We start from the raw sequence: 19,250 nt of genomic DNA on the forward strand, positions 1-19,250 counted from the left end.
GGCATTTTATATTTTAATGTAGCCTTTCATTCCATCATTGTCATATAGCATTCTTGTTTATGCTTTAGAGACTTTGTTAGAGAACTTTGATGAGTATAAATATTGGCATAAAAGGCATATAGAAATGCTGTTAATGATAAAGAATTGCAGAGTGAAATTTTGAAAGAAATTGAACTGATAAAAATATAGTCAGGAGGTTTGGCGATTGAAGGAAGAGATTCTAGAAGAATTAAATATTAAAGAAAATCATGAGCGAGAATGTAAGCTGGCAACCGGTGGACTTCCTGAGAGCATATGGGAGACTTACTCTTCTTTTGCAAATACAAATGGTGGCACGATTCTGCTTGGTATTAAGGAACACAGAGATTCTTTTACCGTTGAAGGATTGACAGACAAGCAGATTGTTAAATATCAGAAAGACTTTTGGAGTACATTGAATGACAGGAATAAGGTATCAAAGAACATCTTACTGAATCATCATGTCAGACCTGTGGTTGTTGGAGAAAAGAAAATATTAAGAATTGATGTTCCAGCAGCAGATAGGCACGATAAGCCGGTATACATTGGGACAGACCCGATGAAGGGGACTTACAAGAGAGATTATGAAGGAGATTTCCTTTGTACCGAAGAGGCGGTCCGGGCAATGTTTGCAGATCAGAGAGATGTATCTGGGGATGTGGAAGTGCTGGAAGAGTTTGGATTGGATGCGCTGAATCAGGATACGATAAAAGGCTATAGAATTATTTTTGAACAGCTTCACAGTGGACATCCGTGGAATGCTTTGGAAAATGATGAGTTCCTTATGAAGCTAAGGGCAGCATCGAAGAATAAAAATGGTACATTATCTCCAACGATAGCAGGACTATTATTTTTTGGAGAGGCTTATCATATTACGGAGGTTTTTCCAAACTATTTTCTGGATTATCGCGAGGAATGTGATGATAAAGCGGTGCGCTGGTTATTCCGGACACATTCTAATGAAGGGGATTGGAGCGGTAATATATACGACTTTTTCTGCAAGGTACGTACCAGAATGGATGATGATGTAGCGGTTCCGTTTGCAAATAGACGAAATGGATATCGGGTAGACAGAGTGGATGTGCATGATGCATTGGAAGAAGCATTGGCGAATGCGTTGGCACATGCAAATTATTATGGTAGACGAGGAATTCTTGTTGTGAAGAAAGGAAAAGAAATTATTATTTCCAATCCCGGTACTATCAGAGTGACAAAAGAAGAATTTTATGCAGGTGGTAATAGTGATCCGCGAAATCCAAATATTTTAAAGATGTTTGGTTTTGTAAATGTCGGTGAACGTGCAGGAAGTGGTGTCGATAAGATTATGACAGCATGGGCTGAACAAAACTGGAAGAAACCAGTATTTGATTTCTCAGAGCGCAATGACAGAGTAACATTAAAGCTCGAAGTCGGACAAGTGGTATATATTCCGGGAGCTGTTGATATCAGAAATGAAAATACAAATCAGGCAAAAGCAATGGCTGTGTCGAAAGAAGATAAAATACTTGAGTATATCAGGCAGAATGGAAGTATTTCTTCTCAAAAAGCTGCTGATGTAGGTGGCTATAAGTCAAAGACAGGAGCAAGAAAATTGCTTGATAAGATGATAGAAAAAGGATTGATTATGAAGATTGGAAATGGACCGGCAACTAAATATGTGATTTAGTGATTATATTACTGCTTATCGAACACTATCGGACACTTTTGCGGAATATCGGATACAAAGTGTTCGATAAGTGACCGGTAGTGATTTTTTATCGGACTCTTAAAAGCCATAGGCTGAATAAAAATAATTTGTGCAGACCGTCTGCACAAATTCATATAGAACCTGAAAAGATAGACTTGTTGGCAAAGATATAATAAAATTAACCCAGGAGGTGTGAACAGTGAGATTAAATAATATTAAGATTAAAAATTTTAGATGCTTTGAAAAAGTAAGCATTGATTTTGACAAACATATAACATTGATTGTAGGTAAAAACGGAGCCGGAAAGACAGCGCTATTGGATGCTGTGGCTGTTTCAATCAGTTCATTTTTGCTAGGAATTGATGGAGCAGTAAGCCGCAGTATATTAAAAGATGATGCAAGGTATGAGTTTCATGACTTAAATGGAACGATTGATCCTCAGCATCAATTTCCGGTCAGTATTGAAAGTGTAGGAGACTGCCTGGGTGAGAAGGATAAGCAGTGGCTCCGGTCGTTAAATTCTGAGAACGGCAAGACAACGATAAAGGATGCAAGCCAGATAACGGATATTGCGAAGAAAACGAAAAATAGAATTATGAAAGGGGATAAAACTTTAATATTGCCGTTGATATCTTATTATGGTACCGGACGGTTATATGCACAGAAGAAGGAGAAGAGAAATTTACAGTCATTAACAGAGTTCAAGAGGCAGGTGGGATATGTAGATTGCATGGCAGCAGAATCAAATGAAAAATTGATGCTGAACTGGTTTCAGATCCAGACGATGAAAAGTCTTCAAGAGCAGCAGAAAACAGGAATGATAGAAAGACCATTGCTTTTGAAGACAGTTGAAAAAGCTATATGTAAAAGTTATGAGAGAATCAGTGGATCAAAAAATGCCGGTATTTTCTTTGATCTTGATACGCATAGATTAATGTTGGAATTTGAAACGGATGACGGTGGTGCACAAAAATTTGCAATGAATGAAATGAGTGATGGATACAAGAATACCCTTAGTATGATTGGAGATATTGCTTATCGTATGGCTGTTTTAAATCCAACTCTAGGTGATCAAGTATTGAGAGAGACACCGGGAATTGTTTTGATTGACGAAATAGATTTACATTTGCATCCTAAGTGGCAGCAGAGCATTTTAAATGACCTTAATGAGATTTTTCCTAAGATCCAGTTTATTGTCAGTTCTCATGCACCGGCAGTAATTAATTCTGTGCCAAAAGAGCAGATTCGTATTCTGGATAATGGCAAAATCTATATGCCTGTAGCACAGACTTATGGAAGAGATGCTAACTCTATTTTAAGAGAGGTTATGCAGGTATCTGACAGACCGGTTGCTGTAAAACAGCGTATGGATTTATTCTATGCGTATATGGATGAAAAGAAGTATCAAGAGGCAGACAAGGTGTTAAAAGAAATCGAAAACATTGTTGGGGCAACGGATCCGGATGTTGCGGCTGCGAGAACTTCTCTGGATCTGGAGATGATATTGGGGGAATAGAGTATGATTGTTGTAAAAAGAGGAAAAGAACCTAACAGCCTTTTGGAATTTCGTAAAAAAAATCCGGATGCGGATTATGAGGATATGCCATCAAGTGTGCGTGCAGATGTTAGAGAGCAGATGTGGAATGAACAAAAACATCTTTGTGCATATTGTATGAGGAGAATAGACAGTCCGAGTGTTGTAAGAATAGAACATTGTCGACCGAGACATCCGAAAGATGAGATCGTACATGATAAAAAGGCAACGCTGGATTTTAAATGGATGCTGGGTGTCTGCTATGGGAATAGTTTAGTAAAAGGTGTAAAAACTGAGGATACGACCTGTGATGCTCATAGAAAAAACAAAGAACTTACCATAAATCCATTTGATGAGGTGTCAGTCAGAAAAATAAAGTATAAAGCAGACGGAAGTATTTATTCTGAGGATGAGGAGATAAACAAAGATGTGACAGATACCTTGAACTTAAATTGTACAGCTATTTCTCTTCCGCAGACACGAAAAAAAGTATTATCGGAAGCCCAGAAGAGAATCGTGCAGAAATGTGCAGGTAAGTCACAGGATGCCTATGTGCATGAATTAGAGCGTACATATACGAGCTTGGTTCAGGAGAGGAATTTAACACCATATTGTGGGATTATTATTTCCTGGCTTGAAGGTAAATTAAAGAAATGATAAATTGTGCAGACGGTCTGCACAATTTATATAAAATGATGGTGGATACAAAATGAACAATAGAATGGATTTAAATCATATAAACTAAAAAATACTCTTTGACATCCCTCTCTATACGATATATAATAAAGAGAATGCGTTGATACAATAGGAACGATGAATTATCATGGCGAATAGGAGGATGCAGCGTGGCAAAGTATACCAGAGATGACATATTAGACATGATTGAAGAGGAGGACATCGAGTTTATCCGTCTTCAATTTACAGACATCGCAGGAAATCTGAAGAATATGGCAACCACTGTTGACCAGATTGACAAGATCCTGGATGGCAGATGCCAGTTTGATTGCGCAGCGATCGATGGTTTTGATGGCGATATGGAGGAATTATTCTTAATTCCCGACTTAGATACGTTTGTTATTTTTCCATGGCGTCCACAGCATGGAAAGGTAGCCCGTTTTATCTGTGACATTGTGAAACCCGATGGAACGCCTTTTGACGGTGACAGCCGTTATATTTTAAAAAGAATAATTGCTGAGGCAAAGGACATGGGATACGATTTTGACGTTGCCCTTAAGAATGAGTTTTTCTTATTTGACCTTGGCGAAAACGGAGAGCCGACCCAGAATTCCAGCGAGAAGGGCGGCTATTTTGATGTTGGGCCGGCAGATTGCGGAGAAAACGCCAGACGTGATATGGTACTTTATCTGGCAGATATGGGGATTTCTACGGAGTCTTCTTATCATTCCGATGAGGCGGCACAGCATGTATTGGATATGACTTATACCAATGCACTGACGATGGCAGACAATATTATGACCTCCCGGCTGGTGATCCGGACTGTGGCAAAACGTCATGGTCTTCATGCGACCTTTATGCCAAAGCCTAAGAAGGATTCGAAGGGATCCGGAGCACATTATACATTTTCTTTATCAAAAAATGGTAAAAATATCTTTACCGATGCTGATGATTCTGCAGGAGTAAGCAAGGAGGGATATGCATTTATGGCAGGTATCCTGGAGCATATTGCAGATATGTCTCTGGTTACCAATCCTCTGGTCAATTCCTACAAGCGTCTGGTGCCGGGATTTCTGGCACCTCTGCGGGTGAGCTGGTCTGTGCACAATTCCAGCCCGCTGATCCGTCTGACCTCGGTTGGCGGAGACGGCGGCAGGATCATTCTCCGGAGTCCGGATGGCGCAGCAAATCCATATCTGGTGCTTGCAGCGTGTCTGGCAGCAGGAATGGATGGTATCAAAAGAAATCTGCAGCCGCCGGTATGTATGGATAAAATGTCAAAGGAGGAACTGGCCAAGCGAGAGAAGCTTCCACGGACGCTTTACGAAGCGGTGAAACGTTTTGAAAATGATGCGTTTCTGCGGGATGTGCTGGGGGCGCATGTATCGAATTATCTGATCTCTACAAAGGATGCAGAGTGGGAAGAATATTGCAGACAGGTAACGAGATGGGAAACAGACCGTTATCTTGGGACAGTATAGGAGCACCGCTGATCAGTAACCGATACACAGGAGGTTTTTATGGCAGATATTATCATTGCATTTCCGAAACTGGACGATGCAAAAAATCTTAAAAAACTTCTGCTTCGAAACGGGTATGATGTCAGTCTGGTATGTGACAACGGGGCACAGATTGTCAGTGCAGTCAATGAGTTGGACGGCGGTGTGGTGATATGCGGATACCGGTTCCGCGATATGCACTTTTCGGAGGTTCTCGATTACCTGCCCAAAGGCTTTCAAATGCTTTTGATGGCATCTCCGGCCAAGCTGGAGGACAGTGATATCAGTGAGGTTGTGTCGCTGCCCATGCCTCTCAAGGTTCAGGATCTGCTGAATACTCTGGAAATGATGATGGTGCAGTACTGGCGTTGGAAGAAAAAGCAGAAGAATAAGCCGAAAGTACGGTCAGAAGGTGAAAAAAGAACGATACGAAAAGCAAAAGAGCTATTGATGGAGAGAAACCAGATGACAGAAGAGGAAGCACACAGATACATACAAAAAATAAGCATGGATAGTGCAACAAATTTAGTTGAAACTGCTGAAATGTTACTAGAACTAAATGGAAAGGAATGGGAAATTTAGATGAAAGCGTTTCTTATTTTAGAGGATGGAACAGTATTTGAGGGCAAGAGTGTTGGGGCGCAGAAGGAAGTGATCAGTGAGATCGTATTTAATACGTCAATGACCGGATATCTGGAGGTTCTGACAGATCCAAGTTATGCGGGACAGGCAGTTACTATGACATATCCGCTGATCGGCAATTACGGTATTGCCTATGACGATATGGAGTCTCGAAAGGGATGGCCGGACGGTTTTATCACCAGAGAAATTTCCCGTTTGCCAAGCAATTTCCGATGTGAGGATACTTTACAGAAGTTTTTGGAAGATCAGGATATTCCGGGCATCTACGGTATTGATACCAGAGCACTTACCAAGATCCTCCGGGAAAAGGGTACTATGAATGGAATGATCACAACAAATGAAAATTATAATCTGGACGAGATTCTTCCAAAGTTAAAGGAGTATAACGTGACCGGTGTGGTACAGAAAGTGTCACGGAGCCAGAAGGAGTCTTTCAAGCCGGGTGATCTAGGCTCTGAAAAGACAGAGACAAGCTTTAAGGTGGCTGTGATCGATGTGGGAACCAAAAATAATATTATCCGCTGTCTGTTAAACAGAGGCTGCGAGGTTGATGTATATCCTTGTGATTTCAAGGCGGAGGATGTGATCGCAGCAAAGCCGGACGGTATTATGATCACAAATGGACCGGGAGATCCGGCAGAGTGTGTGGAGATCATTGAGGAGATCCGCAAGCTGTCTGAGTCAGGTATTCCAATCTTTGCAATCTGTCTGGGGCATCAGCTGATGGCACTGGCCCACGGCTTTAAGACATATAAGATGAAATATGGTCATCGTGGTGCAAACCATCCGGTAATGGATCTTCATACCAGAAGGGTTTATATTTCTTCCCAGAACCACGGTTATGTGGTGGATGGCGGGAGCCTGGATGACACAAAGGCGAAGCCATGGTTTATCAATGTTAATGACAAGACCATCGAGGGTCTGGAATATATTGGAAAGCCGGTGAAGACCGTGCAGTTCCATCCGGAGGCAAATGCAGGTCCAAAGGATTCAGAGGTACTGTTTGAGGAGTTTATCAAAATGATGGGAGGTAATCAGTAATGCCAAAATTAGAGGGAATTAAACGTGTATTGGTAATTGGTTCCGGTCCGATCGTTATCGGACAGGCAGCCGAGTTTGACTATGCGGGAACACAGGCATGCCGTTCTCTGAAGGAAGAGGGAATGGAGGTTATCCTTGTCAACTCCAATCCTGCAACGATCATGACGGATAAAGATATTGCGGATAAGGTATATATTGAGCCATTGACGGTTGGAGTACTTCAGCACATCATTGAGGTGGAAAAACCGGACAGTCTTCTTCCGAACATGGGTGGACAGGCTGGTCTGAACCTTGGTATGGAGCTTGCGGAGTCTGGATTTTTGGATAGTCATAATGTAAGGCTTCTTGGAACAACAGCGGAAACGATTCGTAATGCAGAGGGACGTCAGGAGTTTAAGGATCTGATGGAGCGGATCGGAGAGCCATGTGCTCCTTCTGAGCTGGTAGAAAATATTGAAGATGGTGTGGTCTTTGCAGAAAAGATCGGCTATCCGGTAGTTCTGCGTCCGGCTTATACCCTTGGTGGTTCCGGCGGTGGAATTGCCCATGATCAGGAAGAGCTGGAGGAGATTCTTTCCAATGGTCTTCGTCTTTCCCGTGTAGGTCAGGTTCTTGTGGAGAGATGTATTGCCGGATGGAAAGAGATCGAGTATGAGGTAATGCGCGACAGCAACGGAAATTGCATTACCGTATGTAATATGGAAAATCTGGATCCGGTTGGTGTTCATACCGGTGACAGTATTGTTGTGGCACCATCCCAGACCTTGTCCGATAAGGAGTACCAGATGCTTCGTTCTTCTGCATTGAAGATTATCAGCGAGCTTGGAGTGACCGGCGGATGTAACGTACAGTTTGCACTTCATCCGACATCCTTTGAATACTGTGTGATCGAGGTAAACCCTCGTGTGAGCCGTTCGTCTGCACTGGCTTCCAAGGCTACCGGATATCCGATCGCCAAGGTGGCAGCAAAGATTGCACTGGGATATACTCTGGATGAGATTCCAAATGCCGTTACCGGCAAGACCTATGCAAGCTTTGAGCCGGCATTGGATTACTGTGTTGTTAAGATACCAAGACTTCCGTTTGATAAATTTATCAATGCAAAGCGTACTCTGACCACGCAGATGAAGGCAACCGGTGAGGTTATGAGTATCTGTACTAATTTTGAGGGCGGTCTGATGAAAGCGATCCGTTCTCTGGCACAGCATGTCGATTGTCTGGAAACCGGCGACTACGATGGAATGTCTGATGAGGATGTACTGGATAAGCTGGATATCGTCGATGACCGTCGTATCTATCTGATCGCAGAGATCCTTCGCCGAGGCATTGCCTCCTATGACAAGATTCATGAGATCACTAAGATTGATAAATGGTTTATTGATAAGATCGCCATTCTGGTGGAGATGGAAAAGAAGCTCAAGGACTGCAATGGCAACATTGACAAAGAGCTTATGAAGGAAGCGAAGAGAATGGAATTTCCGGACAACGTGATTGCACGCTGGACCGGCAAGACGGAGGAAGAGGTAAAGCAGCTTCGCTATGAGTATGGAATTACAGCTGCTTTCAAAATGGTAGATACCTGTGCCGCAGAGTTTGCGTCAGAGACACCTTATTATTATGGATGTTTTGATGGAACCAATGAGGTGGAAGAGACAAGTGGCCGCAAAAAGATCATGGTACTGGGTTCCGGTCCGATCCGTATTGGACAGGGTATCGAGTTTGACTACTGCTCTGTGCACAGTGTATGGGCACTGAAGCAGGAGGGCTATGAGACTATTATTGTAAATAACAACCCGGAAACGGTAAGTACAGACTTTGATATTGCCGATAAGCTGTATTTTGAGCCGTTGACACCGGAGGATGTAGAGAATATCGTTCGTCTGGAGAAGCCGGACGGGGCTGTGGTTCAGTTTGGTGGACAGACAGCCATTAACCTGACAGAATCCCTGATCAAGATGGGCGTGAAGATTCTTGGTACAAGTGCTGAGAACGTTGATGCTGCCGAGGATCGTGAGCTGTTTGACGAGATCCTGGAGGAATGCTGTATTCCAAGGGCAAAGGGAGACACCGTATTTACTACGGAGGAAGCATTAAAGGTTGCCAACGAGCTTGGTTATCCGGTACTGATCCGTCCTTCTTATGTGCTGGGTGGACAGGGAATGCAGATTGCTGTCCGAGACCAGGATATTGTAGAGTTTATGGCGGTCATTAACCGTTATCATCAGGAGCATCCGATCCTGATCGATAAATACCTGATGGGTAAGGAGATTGAGGTGGATGCCGTATGTGATGGTGAGGATATTCTGATCCCAGGTATTATGGAGCATATTGAGAGAGCCGGTATCCATTCCGGTGACAGTATTTCCGTATATCCGGCACAGACAATCTCCGACAAGATCAAGCGTGTTCTGGTGGATTATACTGGCAAGCTGGCACGTTCCCTTCACGTCATTGGTCTGATCAACATTCAGTTTATCGTATATCAGGATGAGGTTTATGTGATCGAGGTAAATCCTCGTTCCAGCCGTACCGTACCTTATATCAGTAAAGTAACAGGTATCCCGATTGTTGATCTGGCTTCCCGTGTAATCCTTGGAGCAAAGATCCGGGATCTGGGCTTTGAGCCGGGTCTTGCACCGGATGCAGGATATCTGGCCATCAAGATGCCGGTATTCTCTTTTGAGAAGCTTCGTGGAGCAGAGATTTCTCTGGGACCGGAGATGAAGTCTACCGGTGAGTGTCTTGGTATCGCCAAGACTTTCGATGAGGCACTGTATAAGGCATTTTTAGGTGCCGGAGTCAATCTTCCAAAGCATAAGAAGATGATCATTTCCGTAAAGGATTCCGATAAGCTGGAGGCCGTTGGTGTAGCAAAGCGTTTCAAGGCGCTTGGTTATGAAATCTTTGCAACAAGAAATACCTCCCGTGTATTAAATGAGAACGGGGTACTGGCGATTCCGGTCAACCGCATCAATGAGGAGGCACCGACTCTGATGGATCTGCTTCTGGAGCATCAGATCGATCTGGTTATTGATACACCGACCCACGGCGACAAGATGAAAGATGGTTTCCTGATCCGCCGTACCGCCATTGAGACAGGTGTCAATGTATTAACTTCTCTGGACACCGCCAATGCACTTCTCACCAGCCTGGAGAATGCAGATAAGCAGCATCTTTCTATTGTGGATGTGGCAACGATCTCTAAGAGTGGTTCTTATGCGCAGTAGAAAATAAAAGAGTAATAAGATAAAAACTAACAGGAAGCATATCCGTTTCAGGGATGTGCTTCCTGTTTTTATGATTGGCAGAAAATAATTAAATTTGATTAATCCGCTGTGATCAGAGTACCGGTCTTTCCCGTAACGCCGTCCAAAGCTGTATCCAGATCGGTAATTACGGACTTGTGGGCAGGAGAGGAGGATGCGAAGGAAACAGCAGCTTCAATCTTAGGAAGCATAGCACCTGTGGTAAACTGGCCATCCTCGATATATTTGGTGGCTTCCTCAACCGACAGATAATCTAACGGTGTTTCCTGTGGCGTGTTGAAGTTTAATGCAACTTTTTCTACGCCGGTGAGCAGAAGCAGCATATCTGCCTGAATTCCCTCTGCGAGGCAGGCACTGGTCAGATCCTTCTCAATGACTGCACTGGCACCCTTCAGACGGGTCCCCTGCTGCAGAACCGGAATTCCGCCGCCACCGCAGGCAATGACAACCTGATCGGCGTCCAGAAGAGCTTTGATGGCATCCAGTTCGTAAATCTCCATTGGACGAGGAGCAGCAATGATACGGCGATAGCCCTTGTCTCCATCCTTAATGACATGGTTGTTTTTCTTTTGCTCGGCTTTTGCCTCTTCCTCTGTCATATAACGTCCGATAACTTTGGAAGGCTGGCTGAATGCAGCGTCAAACGGATCGACGCGAACCTGTGTGATCAAGGTGGTGACAGGCTTGTAGATACCGCGGTTTAAAAGCTCTGTACGGAGCTCGTTCTGCAGATCGTAGCCGATATAACCCTGGCTCATGGCACTGCAGATGGACATTGGTGCAACTGTGTTGTCCGGTTCCAGAAGAGAATATTCTGTCATGGCAGCGTGGATCATACCAACCTGTGGTCCGTTACTGTGTGTGATCACAACCTGATATTTGGCTTCGATCAGATCAGCGATTGCAGCAGCCGCTTTTTTTACGGCAGCCTTCTGTTCCGGAAAAGTGCTGCCGAGGGCATTGTGACCCAGAGCAACAACGATTTTTTTATTATTCATGTTGGATACCTCCGTAAGTATTATTTGATAACTCCAAAATTCAGATGCTTTTCATCTAATGATAAACAGATATATGTACGAACCAAAACATCTGCATTGATAACTTTAAGTATACCATAAACAAAACTATAACACAAGAAAAGGGCAAAACCAGCGTTTTGCCCTCCAAGAATTGCTTCGCAATTCTCATTGGCTTTCTAATGCATTACGAGCATTTTTCGATACACCAGAAAAAGAGACGATTGCCATACGGTCAACCGTCCCTTCTCTGATTCATTTATAAATTGGGAATATTATAATATGAAAGCAAGTTTATTCTTATGTAGGTAAAGTGAGGAGTTTATACCTCAAACAGCAGATCGCCGTAGGTAGGTACCGGCCAGAATGTCTTGTCAACGATCATTTCCAGCTCATCGATCGGAGCACGGAGTGTCTCCATATCAGCAAATACAACCTTACGGAAGAACAGCGCCTGTTCTTTGCCTTCTTCCTTGGTGTCTGCCTCAGCAACAGCAGCCTCAAGGGCAGTCAGTGCCTTTTGTGCAGAAGCCAGAAGAGAAGATGTTTTTGTTAAGAGCTCTGTCTGGACAGATACATCAGCAGTTGGGCATGCAGCCTGAACCTTTGTGATAGAATCTGCAAGGCTTGTGGTGTATTTAATAATAGATGGGATAAACTGCTTGCCGGCCATGTCAATCATTGTCTTTGCCTCAATGTTGATAGTCTTAGAGTAGTTCTCATAGTTGATCTCAACACGGGACTCAAGTTCCGCTTTTGTCATAACATTCTGTCTTTCGAAAAGCTTTACGCTCTTCTCGGATGCAAGATAAGGAATTGCCTCAACCATAGACTTGATGTTTGGAAGACCACGTTTCTCTGCTTCCTCAACCCAATCATCAGAATATCCATCACCATTGAAGATAATCCTCTGGTGCTCTGTTACAGTCTTCTTGATCAGGGCGTCAACAGCAGTATCGAAATCCTCTGCTTGCTCCAGTTCGTCAGCAAAATCCTGAAGAACATCCGCAACCATAGCATTTAATGTAAAGTTTGGTCCGGCGATGGACATAGAAGAACCAAGCATACGGAACTCAAACTTATTACCGGTGAAAGCAAACGGTGATGTACGGTTTCTGTCGGTAGCATCCTTCTTCAATACCGGAAGTACATGTACACCGGTATCCAGCTTCTCACCCTGAATTGAGGAAGAAACATCACCTCTGACAATCTGCTCAATGATATCCTCTAACTGCTCGCCGAGGAAGATGGAGATAATAGCAGGCGGTGCCTCGTTTGCACCAAGTCTGTGGTCATTTCCCGGACTGGAAGCGGACAGACGAAGAAGCTCTGCATTATCATCAACTGCCTTGATTACAGCGGCAAGTGTCAGAAGGAACAGTTTGTTTTCATGTGGCTTTTTACCGGGATCCAGAAGGTTGATACCGGTATCGGTTACGATAGACCAGTTATCATGCTTACCGGAACCGTTTACACCGGCGAATGGCTTCTCGTGAAGGAGGCACTCCAGGTTATGTCTCTTGGCAACCTTCTTCATAATCTCCATAACCAGCTGGTTATGATCCGTAGAGATATTAGCGGTTGTAAAGATCGGAGCCATCTCATGCTGGGCAGGCGCAACCTCGTTATGCTGCGTCTTAGAGAGAATACCGAGCTTCCAAAGTTCAATGTTAAGGTCTTTCATAAAGGAAGCAATACGCTCTTTGATGGTGCCAAAGTAATGATCATCTAATTCCTGACCCTTTGGTGCCGGTGCGCCAAAAAGAGTACGACCGGTAAAGATCAGATCCTTACGCTGTAAATATTTGTCACGGTCAACCAGAAAATATTCCTGCTCAGGTCCTACGGAGCAGGAAACCTTTTTGACATCGTCATATCCAAAAAGCTTTACAATACGGACAGCCTGTTTGCTGAGGGCTTCCATAGAACGAAGGAGAGGAGTTTTCTTATCCAGCGCCTCACCTGTGTATGAACAAAATGCAGTAGGGATGCAGAGTGTAACTCCGGCAGCATCCTCACGCAGAAATGCAGGAGATGTACAATCCCATGCTGTATATCCTCTTGCCTCAAAGGTAGCACGAAGACCACCGGAAGGGAAAGAAGATGCATCCGGCTCCCCCTTGATCAACTCCTTACCAGAGAATTCCAGAACCGGTTTGCTGTCAGATGCAGGACTTAAGAAAGAATCATGCTTTTCTGCAGTAATACCTGTCATCGGCTGGAACCAGTGGGTATAATGAGTAGCGCCGTGCTCCAGTGCCCATTCCTTCATGGCGTGTGCCACAACATTTGCGATATCCTGATTCAGGTCTTCGCCGTTCTCCAGGGTTTTCTTCCATGATTTGTAAACATCCTTAGGCAGCTTTTCTTTCATTACCTCATCGTTGAACACGTCTTTTCCGAAAACCTGCTCAATTACGTTTTGTTCCATAATTCCTACCATCCTTTCATCGTCAACTGACTGTTTATTTTATGAGGCGGTCTTCCTTGTGCCAGTCCCTGATGTCCATGACCGTCTCATGAGAGTCGGGCGAAACAGAAGCTTATGTCAGTCTGATTAGTAAAAAAGGGCGCACTCATTACAAGTAATGAGAACACCCTTGTTCCGTTCGTTATCCAACTGTTAGGTACTATAACATACTTTTATTTGTTTGAAAACCCCTTTTTTTATTTTTTTTAAATTATTGACAAAATCTCCCAATAGGTATACGCTAAGAAACGCTGTCTTTATGGGCGGTATTTCTAATATTAAGTATATTTTTAGAACAAAAGAGAAAGAGGTGTTTTGTTGTGAAATATTTGCGACAGTTTTCTATTATTCTGCTGATCTCCCTGATTGGGGAAGTGTTACATAACCTGATCCCATTGCCGGTTCCGGCAAGCATTTATGGCCTGGCAATCCTATTTACGGCTTTGGCCGGTGGAATTCTGTCTCTGGATAAGGTGAAGGAGACGGGATACTTTTTAATAGAAGTAATGCCACTGATGTTTATTCCGGCAGCTGTGGGTTTGTTAGGAGCGTATCATGTACTGATGCCGATACTGCTTCCTTATGCGGTGATCACTTTGCTGAGCACGCTTCTGGTAATGTTCGTGGCAGGCAGGGTCACACAGTTTATGACAGAGGAGGATGTGCAGAATGAGTGAGTTTATGCAGAATTCCGTGTTTTGGGGTGTTGCTTTGAGCTTTGTGGCATATGGTATCGGTATGCTGCTGCAGAAGAAATTCCGGCTGGCCATTTTTAATCCTCTTTTGATCTCCGTGATCCTGATCATGCTCTTTTTAAATATCTCCAAGACAGATTATAAGGTTTATCAGGAGGGAGCGGATGTGATCAGTTATTTTCTGACACCGGCGACAGTTTGTCTGGCTATTCCTCTTTACGAGCAGATGGAGCTGTTAAAGAAGAATTTTAAGGCAATCATGGTCGGAATCTTATCCGGTGTTTTGACAAGCCTTGTCAGTGTTCTTGCTATGTCAGTCTTTTTCGGACTGAACCATAAGGAATACACGACGCTCCTGCCAAAGTCCATTACCACTGCCATTGGAATGGGTGTTTCTGAGGAATTAGGCGGTTATGTGACACTGACTGTGGCAATCATTATTATAACGGGTATTCTGGGAAGTATTCTGGCGGAAGCTGCATGTAAAGTATTTCATATTACAGAGCCGATCGCTAAGGGAGTCGCAATCGGCACGGCCTCTCATGCCATTGGTACATCAAAGGCAATGGAAATGGGCGAAACAGAGGGGGCAATCTCCGGCTTATCCATTGCAGTGGCAGGGCTGTTGACGGTAGCCGGGGCATCGATCTTTGCATGCTTTTTGTAATAAACGGTATATGATGGTGCCGGGACAGAAACAGGGAATCTTCTCCGGACGGCTATTGCTTTTTGCAAGGGAATCGTTTATCATTAAACAGAGTGTGTTTTATCGTAAGACTATGAGAATATTCTATCTGCAGCGGCTGTCTGCGGATGTTTAGAAAGGCATGGACATTTCTATGGAGAAGAAGCAGAAGGACGATGTGTTGGAAACGGAGATTGAGGAGATCTTTCATCCGGATTTTATTGAAAAAAAGCCAAAAAGTAAAAAAAGATTTCGGGGATTACTGGGTCATTGGTTTGGCCTGCTTTTAGTGATCATCATATCGATCATCATTTTTTACTGCTTGACGAATCTTTCCTATATATGGAAGGCGGCAGCAGCATTGGTGAAGCTTTTGATGCCTGTGATTTATGGACTTGTGATCGCATATCTGCTAAATCCGCTGATGGTATTTTACAGCAACTGCTTTTATAAACTCTTCGGACGCAAGATCCCGGAGGAGGATGAGCGGAGACAGCGGCGCTACCGGAAGTTTACCAAGGCTGTCAGCATTGTCCTGGCGATGATCACCGGTTTTCTGATCATTACCGTACTTTTGTGGCTGTTGATACCACAGGTGGTCAACAGCATTGTTACGTTGGTGAACACTCTGCCGGATCAGGCACAGGATTATTATCATAAGGTAAGCAAGTGGGTCATGGATAACCCCTACCTGGCCAATCAGTTTCAGGATGCCCTGCTTCATGTGACGGATAGTCTGGATGAATGGATTCAAAAGGATCTGTTTCCTTGGCTGCAGACAGGGCTTTTACCAAATGTAAACTCTTTGGCCTCCATGTTTGCCAGTGGTGTATTCAGTGTGCTGGGAGTATTATATAATCTGATGATCGGCTGTATTGTGGCAGTTTATCTGCTGCTTGGCAAGGATAGATTTCTGGCACAGGCAAAAAAGCTGATCTATGCGGTCTTTGGCAAGAAACAGGCAGATGTAATCCTTCATTACGGACGCATGACAAACGATACATTTAGCGGATTCATCGTTGGTAAGATCGTGGATTCTGCGATCATTGGCGTATTGTGTTTTATTGTGATGTGGATTCTGAAGCTTCCATACCCGCTGCTGATCAGCGTGATCGTTGGTGTGACTAATGTGATCCCTGTATTTGGTCCTTATATTGGAGCAGTGCCAAGTGCACTTCTGATCCTTTTGGTCAATCCGGTCCAGTGTGTTTATTTTGTTATCTTTATTATTATCCTCCAGCAGTTGGATGGTAATGTAATAGGACCGGCAATTTTGGGAGAATCAACGGGTCTGACGGCATTCTGGGTGCTGTTTGCCATCCTGCTGTTTGGAGGGCTGTGGGGCATTGCAGGTATGATCGTCGGTGTGCCGTTATTTGCGATGATCTACCGGCTGTTAAAGGATTATCTGGAGCTGCGTCTGTATCATAAAAGCCTTAGTATGGAGACGGATATGTATAAGGATCTGAAGAGGATCCGGACAGATGTGAATGGAGATAAGCATTACGTTTTATATACAAAGCAGGAAAAGAGAAATGCTAACCTGCGCCGGGATGCAGAAAATAAGATTTCTCTATTGCAGCTTCTGACACAGAAACCCATTGAAGCACCGGCGGCAGAAGGTAAGACTATGACCGGAGATTCGGAAAGCGGGGAAGAGCCGGATCGGAAGGCGGAGGAGCAATTTTCGAACGGGGAACTGTCGGAAACGGATAAGACAGAAAAACAGGCAGAGAATTCTGAAACAGGCAAGTAGACGAAATGATATAAAAAGGAGAAAGTAGGATTATCATGATTAAAAGTATGACGGGTTTTGGCCGGAGTGAGACCATTACGGAGGAGTATAAAATATCAGTAGAGATGAAAGCGGTCAATCACAGATATTGTGATATTGGGATCAAGATGCCCAAGAAATTTAACGCCTTTGAAAATGTCGTGCGTTCGACAGTAAAGGAGTTTGCGGCCAGAGGAAAGATCGACATTTATATTTCCTATGAGGATTATGCCGGAAAGAAAACAAAGGTAGATTACCATGATACAGTGGCACAGGGATATATGGACGCCATTGAAAAGGCCGCTCAGACCTTTGGACTGGAAAAGGGAATTACTGCGGCGTCATTGATCCGGATGCCGGATGTCATTGCTCTGGACGAAGCTGAGGATGATGAGGAAACGTTACTCCCTGTACTGGAGCAGACATTGCGTCAGGCGGCGGCTCATTTCGTGGAAGCGAGAGAGAAGGAAGGGGAGCATCTGTTTCTTGATCTGAATGAAAAGCTGGACGGCATTGAAAAGATGGTATGTGACGTGGAAAAACGTTCTCCGGAGATGATGGAAGAATACCGCAGCAGGATCACCGAAAAGGTGGAGGAGCTTCTGGGAGATAAAAATATTGATGAACGTGTGCTTGCCACAGAGCTGACTATTTATGCTGATAAGGTCTGCGTGGATGAGGAGACAGTACGTCTGCACAGCCATATCAAGAATATGAGAGATACTTTAAAATTGGGAGACAATATTGGACGGAAGCTGGATTTTATCGCACAGGAGATGAACCGGGAGTCAAACACCATACTCTCCAAGGCAAATGACAGGGCATTATCCAATATTGCGATTGATCTCAAGACAGAGATCGAGAAGGTCAGAGAGCAGATTCAGAATATAGAATAACAGAGCAGACAGGAAGGGACATTATTATGCTGGTTAATGTCGGTTATGGAAATGTGGTCAATATGAATAAGGTCATTGGCATTGTACGGGCCGATGCGGCACCGATCAAGCGTATGATACAAAATGCGAAGGATGCCGGACTGGCAGTGGATGCCACATGCGGGCGGAAGACCAAATGTATTCTGGTAATGGACAGCGGGCATCTGGTGCTGTCAGCACTTTTGCCGGAAACCATCGAGAGCAGAGTTCATTCGCCGCAGGAAGGGGAACTGCGGAATATGGAAATGGAGGAATAAAAATGTCAGATAAAGGAGTTCTTACTGTAATTTCAGGATTTTCAGGAGCCGGAAAGGGAACCGTTGTAAAACAGCTTCTGGATAAATATGACTATGGTTTATCAATCTCAGCAACAACCCGTTCTCCGAGAGAGGGGGAGCAGGATGGCAGAGAATATTTCTTTAAGACGAAGGAAGAATTTGAGCAGATGATCGCAGAGCATCAGCTGATCGAATATGCCCGGTATGTGGGAAATTATTACGGGACACCCAAGGAATATGTGGTACAGCAGTTAGAGCAGGGAAAAGATGTGATCCTTGAGATTGAAATGCAGGGAGCCCTTCATGTAAGGGAAATCCTGCCAGAGGTAAATCTGATCTTTCTGACGCCGCCATCGGTGGACGTGTTAGAGCAGAGACTCCGTGGCAGAGGAACTGAGACAGAAGAAGTAATCCGTGACCGCATGGCGAGAGCAAAGGAAGAGTGCAGCTATATGGAGAAATATGATTATATCGTAGTGAATGACGATCTGGACGAGTGTGTGGAAAATGTACATAGACTGATCCGTTCTCTCCATTACAAAAGAGAACAGCAGGAGAAATTTATCAAAAAAATAAAACAGGAGTTTGAAAAAAGATAGTTGATAAATTTATCTTTTTGCGATATTCTATAAGCTAGCATAATGAATATAAACTAAATTTTGAAAGGGGAATATTATGTTACATCCATCTTATACAGACTTAATGAAATTAGTAAACAGCGAGGTAGAGACCGGAGAGGCACCTGTAGTAAACAGCCGTTATTCTATCGTTTTGGCAACTTCCAAAAGAGCACGTCAGCTTATTGACGGGGTACAGCCTTTAGTAAAATCAAAATGTCCAAAGCCATTGTCTACTGCGATTGAGGAGCTTAGCAATTCCAAGATCCATATTCTCAGTGAGGAGGAGGCTGCTGAGATCGAGGCAAGAAAGGCAAAAGAAGCTCAGGAGAGAGCAGAGGAAGCGGAATCTATCATTTCTTTCTCTGAGGAAGATGAGTAGAGGAAAAACTTCGGGAAAAGATCAGATCGTATAAAT

The 19,250-nt window shown here is 43.9% G+C and carries 16 protein-coding genes; 14 read left to right on the forward strand and 2 right to left on the reverse strand.

The features are described 5' to 3' along the window. Positions 1 to 205: 205 nt before the first annotated feature. From H8704_RS03425 to carB, 7 genes are all read left to right on the forward strand, one after another. On the forward strand, positions 206 to 1,684 hold the full coding sequence (locus tag H8704_RS03425) for an RNA-binding domain-containing protein (protein WP_249297359.1): 1,479 nt from the start codon (positions 206 to 208) through the stop codon (positions 1,682 to 1,684). Positions 1,685 to 1,904: 220 nt separating this feature from the next. Then, on the forward strand, positions 1,905 to 3,221 hold the full coding sequence (locus tag H8704_RS03430; RefSeq protein WP_249297360.1) for an AAA family ATPase: 1,317 nt from the start codon (positions 1,905 to 1,907) through the stop codon (positions 3,219 to 3,221). 3 nt (positions 3,222 to 3,224) lie between these two features. Then, a complete protein-coding gene (locus H8704_RS03435) occupies positions 3,225 to 3,896 on the forward strand; it encodes a retron system putative HNH endonuclease (RefSeq protein WP_249297361.1) in 672 nt (223 codons plus the stop codon). Between the two features lie 188 nt (positions 3,897 to 4,084). After that, entirely contained in the window at positions 4,085 to 5,395 is a 1,311-nt protein-coding gene (locus H8704_RS03440) for a glutamine synthetase family protein (RefSeq protein WP_249297363.1), read from the forward strand. Between the two features lie 39 nt (positions 5,396 to 5,434). Continuing rightward, entirely contained in the window at positions 5,435 to 5,995 is a 561-nt protein-coding gene (locus H8704_RS03445) for an ANTAR domain-containing response regulator (RefSeq protein ID WP_022463823.1), read from the forward strand. Beyond that, a complete protein-coding gene (locus H8704_RS03450; RefSeq protein ID WP_022463822.1) occupies positions 5,996 to 7,096 on the forward strand; it encodes a carbamoyl phosphate synthase small subunit in 1,101 nt (366 codons plus the stop codon). After that, the gene (carB, locus tag H8704_RS03455) at positions 7,096 to 10,323 is read left to right on the forward strand and encodes a carbamoyl-phosphate synthase large subunit (protein WP_249297364.1); all 3,228 of its coding nucleotides are present in this window, start codon (positions 7,096 to 7,098) and stop codon (positions 10,321 to 10,323) included. Before H8704_RS03450 ends, carB begins: the two co-directional genes overlap by 1 nt. Positions 10,324 to 10,421: 98 nt before the next feature. On the opposite strand, the gene arcC is transcribed toward carB, so the two are convergent. Both arcC and H8704_RS03465 read right to left on the reverse strand, forming a co-directional pair. Then, positions 10,422 to 11,360, reverse strand: a complete 939-nt coding sequence (gene arcC, locus H8704_RS03460) for a carbamate kinase (RefSeq protein WP_249297366.1) — start codon at positions 11,358 to 11,360, stop codon at positions 10,422 to 10,424. 340 nt (positions 11,361 to 11,700) lie between these two features. Further along, positions 11,701 to 13,809 carry a glutamine synthetase III family protein gene (locus H8704_RS03465; protein WP_118689396.1) on the reverse strand — a complete coding sequence of 703 codons (2,109 nt, stop codon included), beginning with the start codon at positions 13,807 to 13,809 and terminating at the stop codon, positions 11,701 to 11,703. A 359-nt stretch (positions 13,810 to 14,168) separates the two neighbouring features. Here H8704_RS03465 and H8704_RS03470 point away from each other — a divergent pair, with 359 nt between their 5' ends. From H8704_RS03470 to rpoZ, 7 genes are all read left to right on the forward strand, one after another. Beyond that, complete coding sequence (locus tag H8704_RS03470; RefSeq protein WP_022463818.1) at positions 14,169 to 14,525, forward strand: CidA/LrgA family protein; 357 nt, start codon at positions 14,169 to 14,171, stop codon at positions 14,523 to 14,525. Then, positions 14,518 to 15,210: an LrgB family protein gene (locus tag H8704_RS03475; protein ID WP_249297368.1), complete on the forward strand. Its 693-nt coding sequence runs from the start codon at positions 14,518 to 14,520 to the stop codon at positions 15,208 to 15,210. The genes H8704_RS03470 and H8704_RS03475 overlap by 8 nt, the downstream gene beginning before the upstream one ends. Before the next feature lie 172 nt (positions 15,211 to 15,382). Then, the gene (locus tag H8704_RS03480) at positions 15,383 to 16,984 is read left to right on the forward strand and encodes an AI-2E family transporter (RefSeq protein WP_249297370.1); all 1,602 of its coding nucleotides are present in this window, start codon (positions 15,383 to 15,385) and stop codon (positions 16,982 to 16,984) included. Between the two features lie 35 nt (positions 16,985 to 17,019). Beyond that, positions 17,020 to 17,898 carry a YicC/YloC family endoribonuclease gene (locus tag H8704_RS03485; RefSeq protein ID WP_249297372.1) on the forward strand — a complete coding sequence of 293 codons (879 nt, stop codon included), beginning with the start codon at positions 17,020 to 17,022 and terminating at the stop codon, positions 17,896 to 17,898. A gap of 26 nt (positions 17,899 to 17,924) precedes the next feature. Beyond that, positions 17,925 to 18,194 (forward strand): DUF370 domain-containing protein, encoded by a 270-nt coding sequence (locus H8704_RS03490; protein ID WP_022463814.1) that lies wholly within the window; start codon positions 17,925 to 17,927, stop codon positions 18,192 to 18,194. A 2-nt stretch (positions 18,195 to 18,196) separates the two neighbouring features. After that, on the forward strand, positions 18,197 to 18,814 hold the full coding sequence (gene gmk, locus H8704_RS03495) for a guanylate kinase (protein ID WP_118677006.1): 618 nt from the start codon (positions 18,197 to 18,199) through the stop codon (positions 18,812 to 18,814). Between the two features lie 76 nt (positions 18,815 to 18,890). Further along, positions 18,891 to 19,214, forward strand: coding sequence for a DNA-directed RNA polymerase subunit omega (gene rpoZ / locus H8704_RS03500; RefSeq protein WP_022463812.1), 324 nt, complete (start codon positions 18,891 to 18,893; stop codon positions 19,212 to 19,214). Positions 19,215 to 19,250 lie beyond the last annotated feature (36 nt).

Source organism: Jutongia huaianensis (genome assembly GCF_014384985.1).
Lineage (GTDB): Bacteria > Bacillota > Clostridia > Lachnospirales > Lachnospiraceae > Jutongia > Jutongia huaianensis.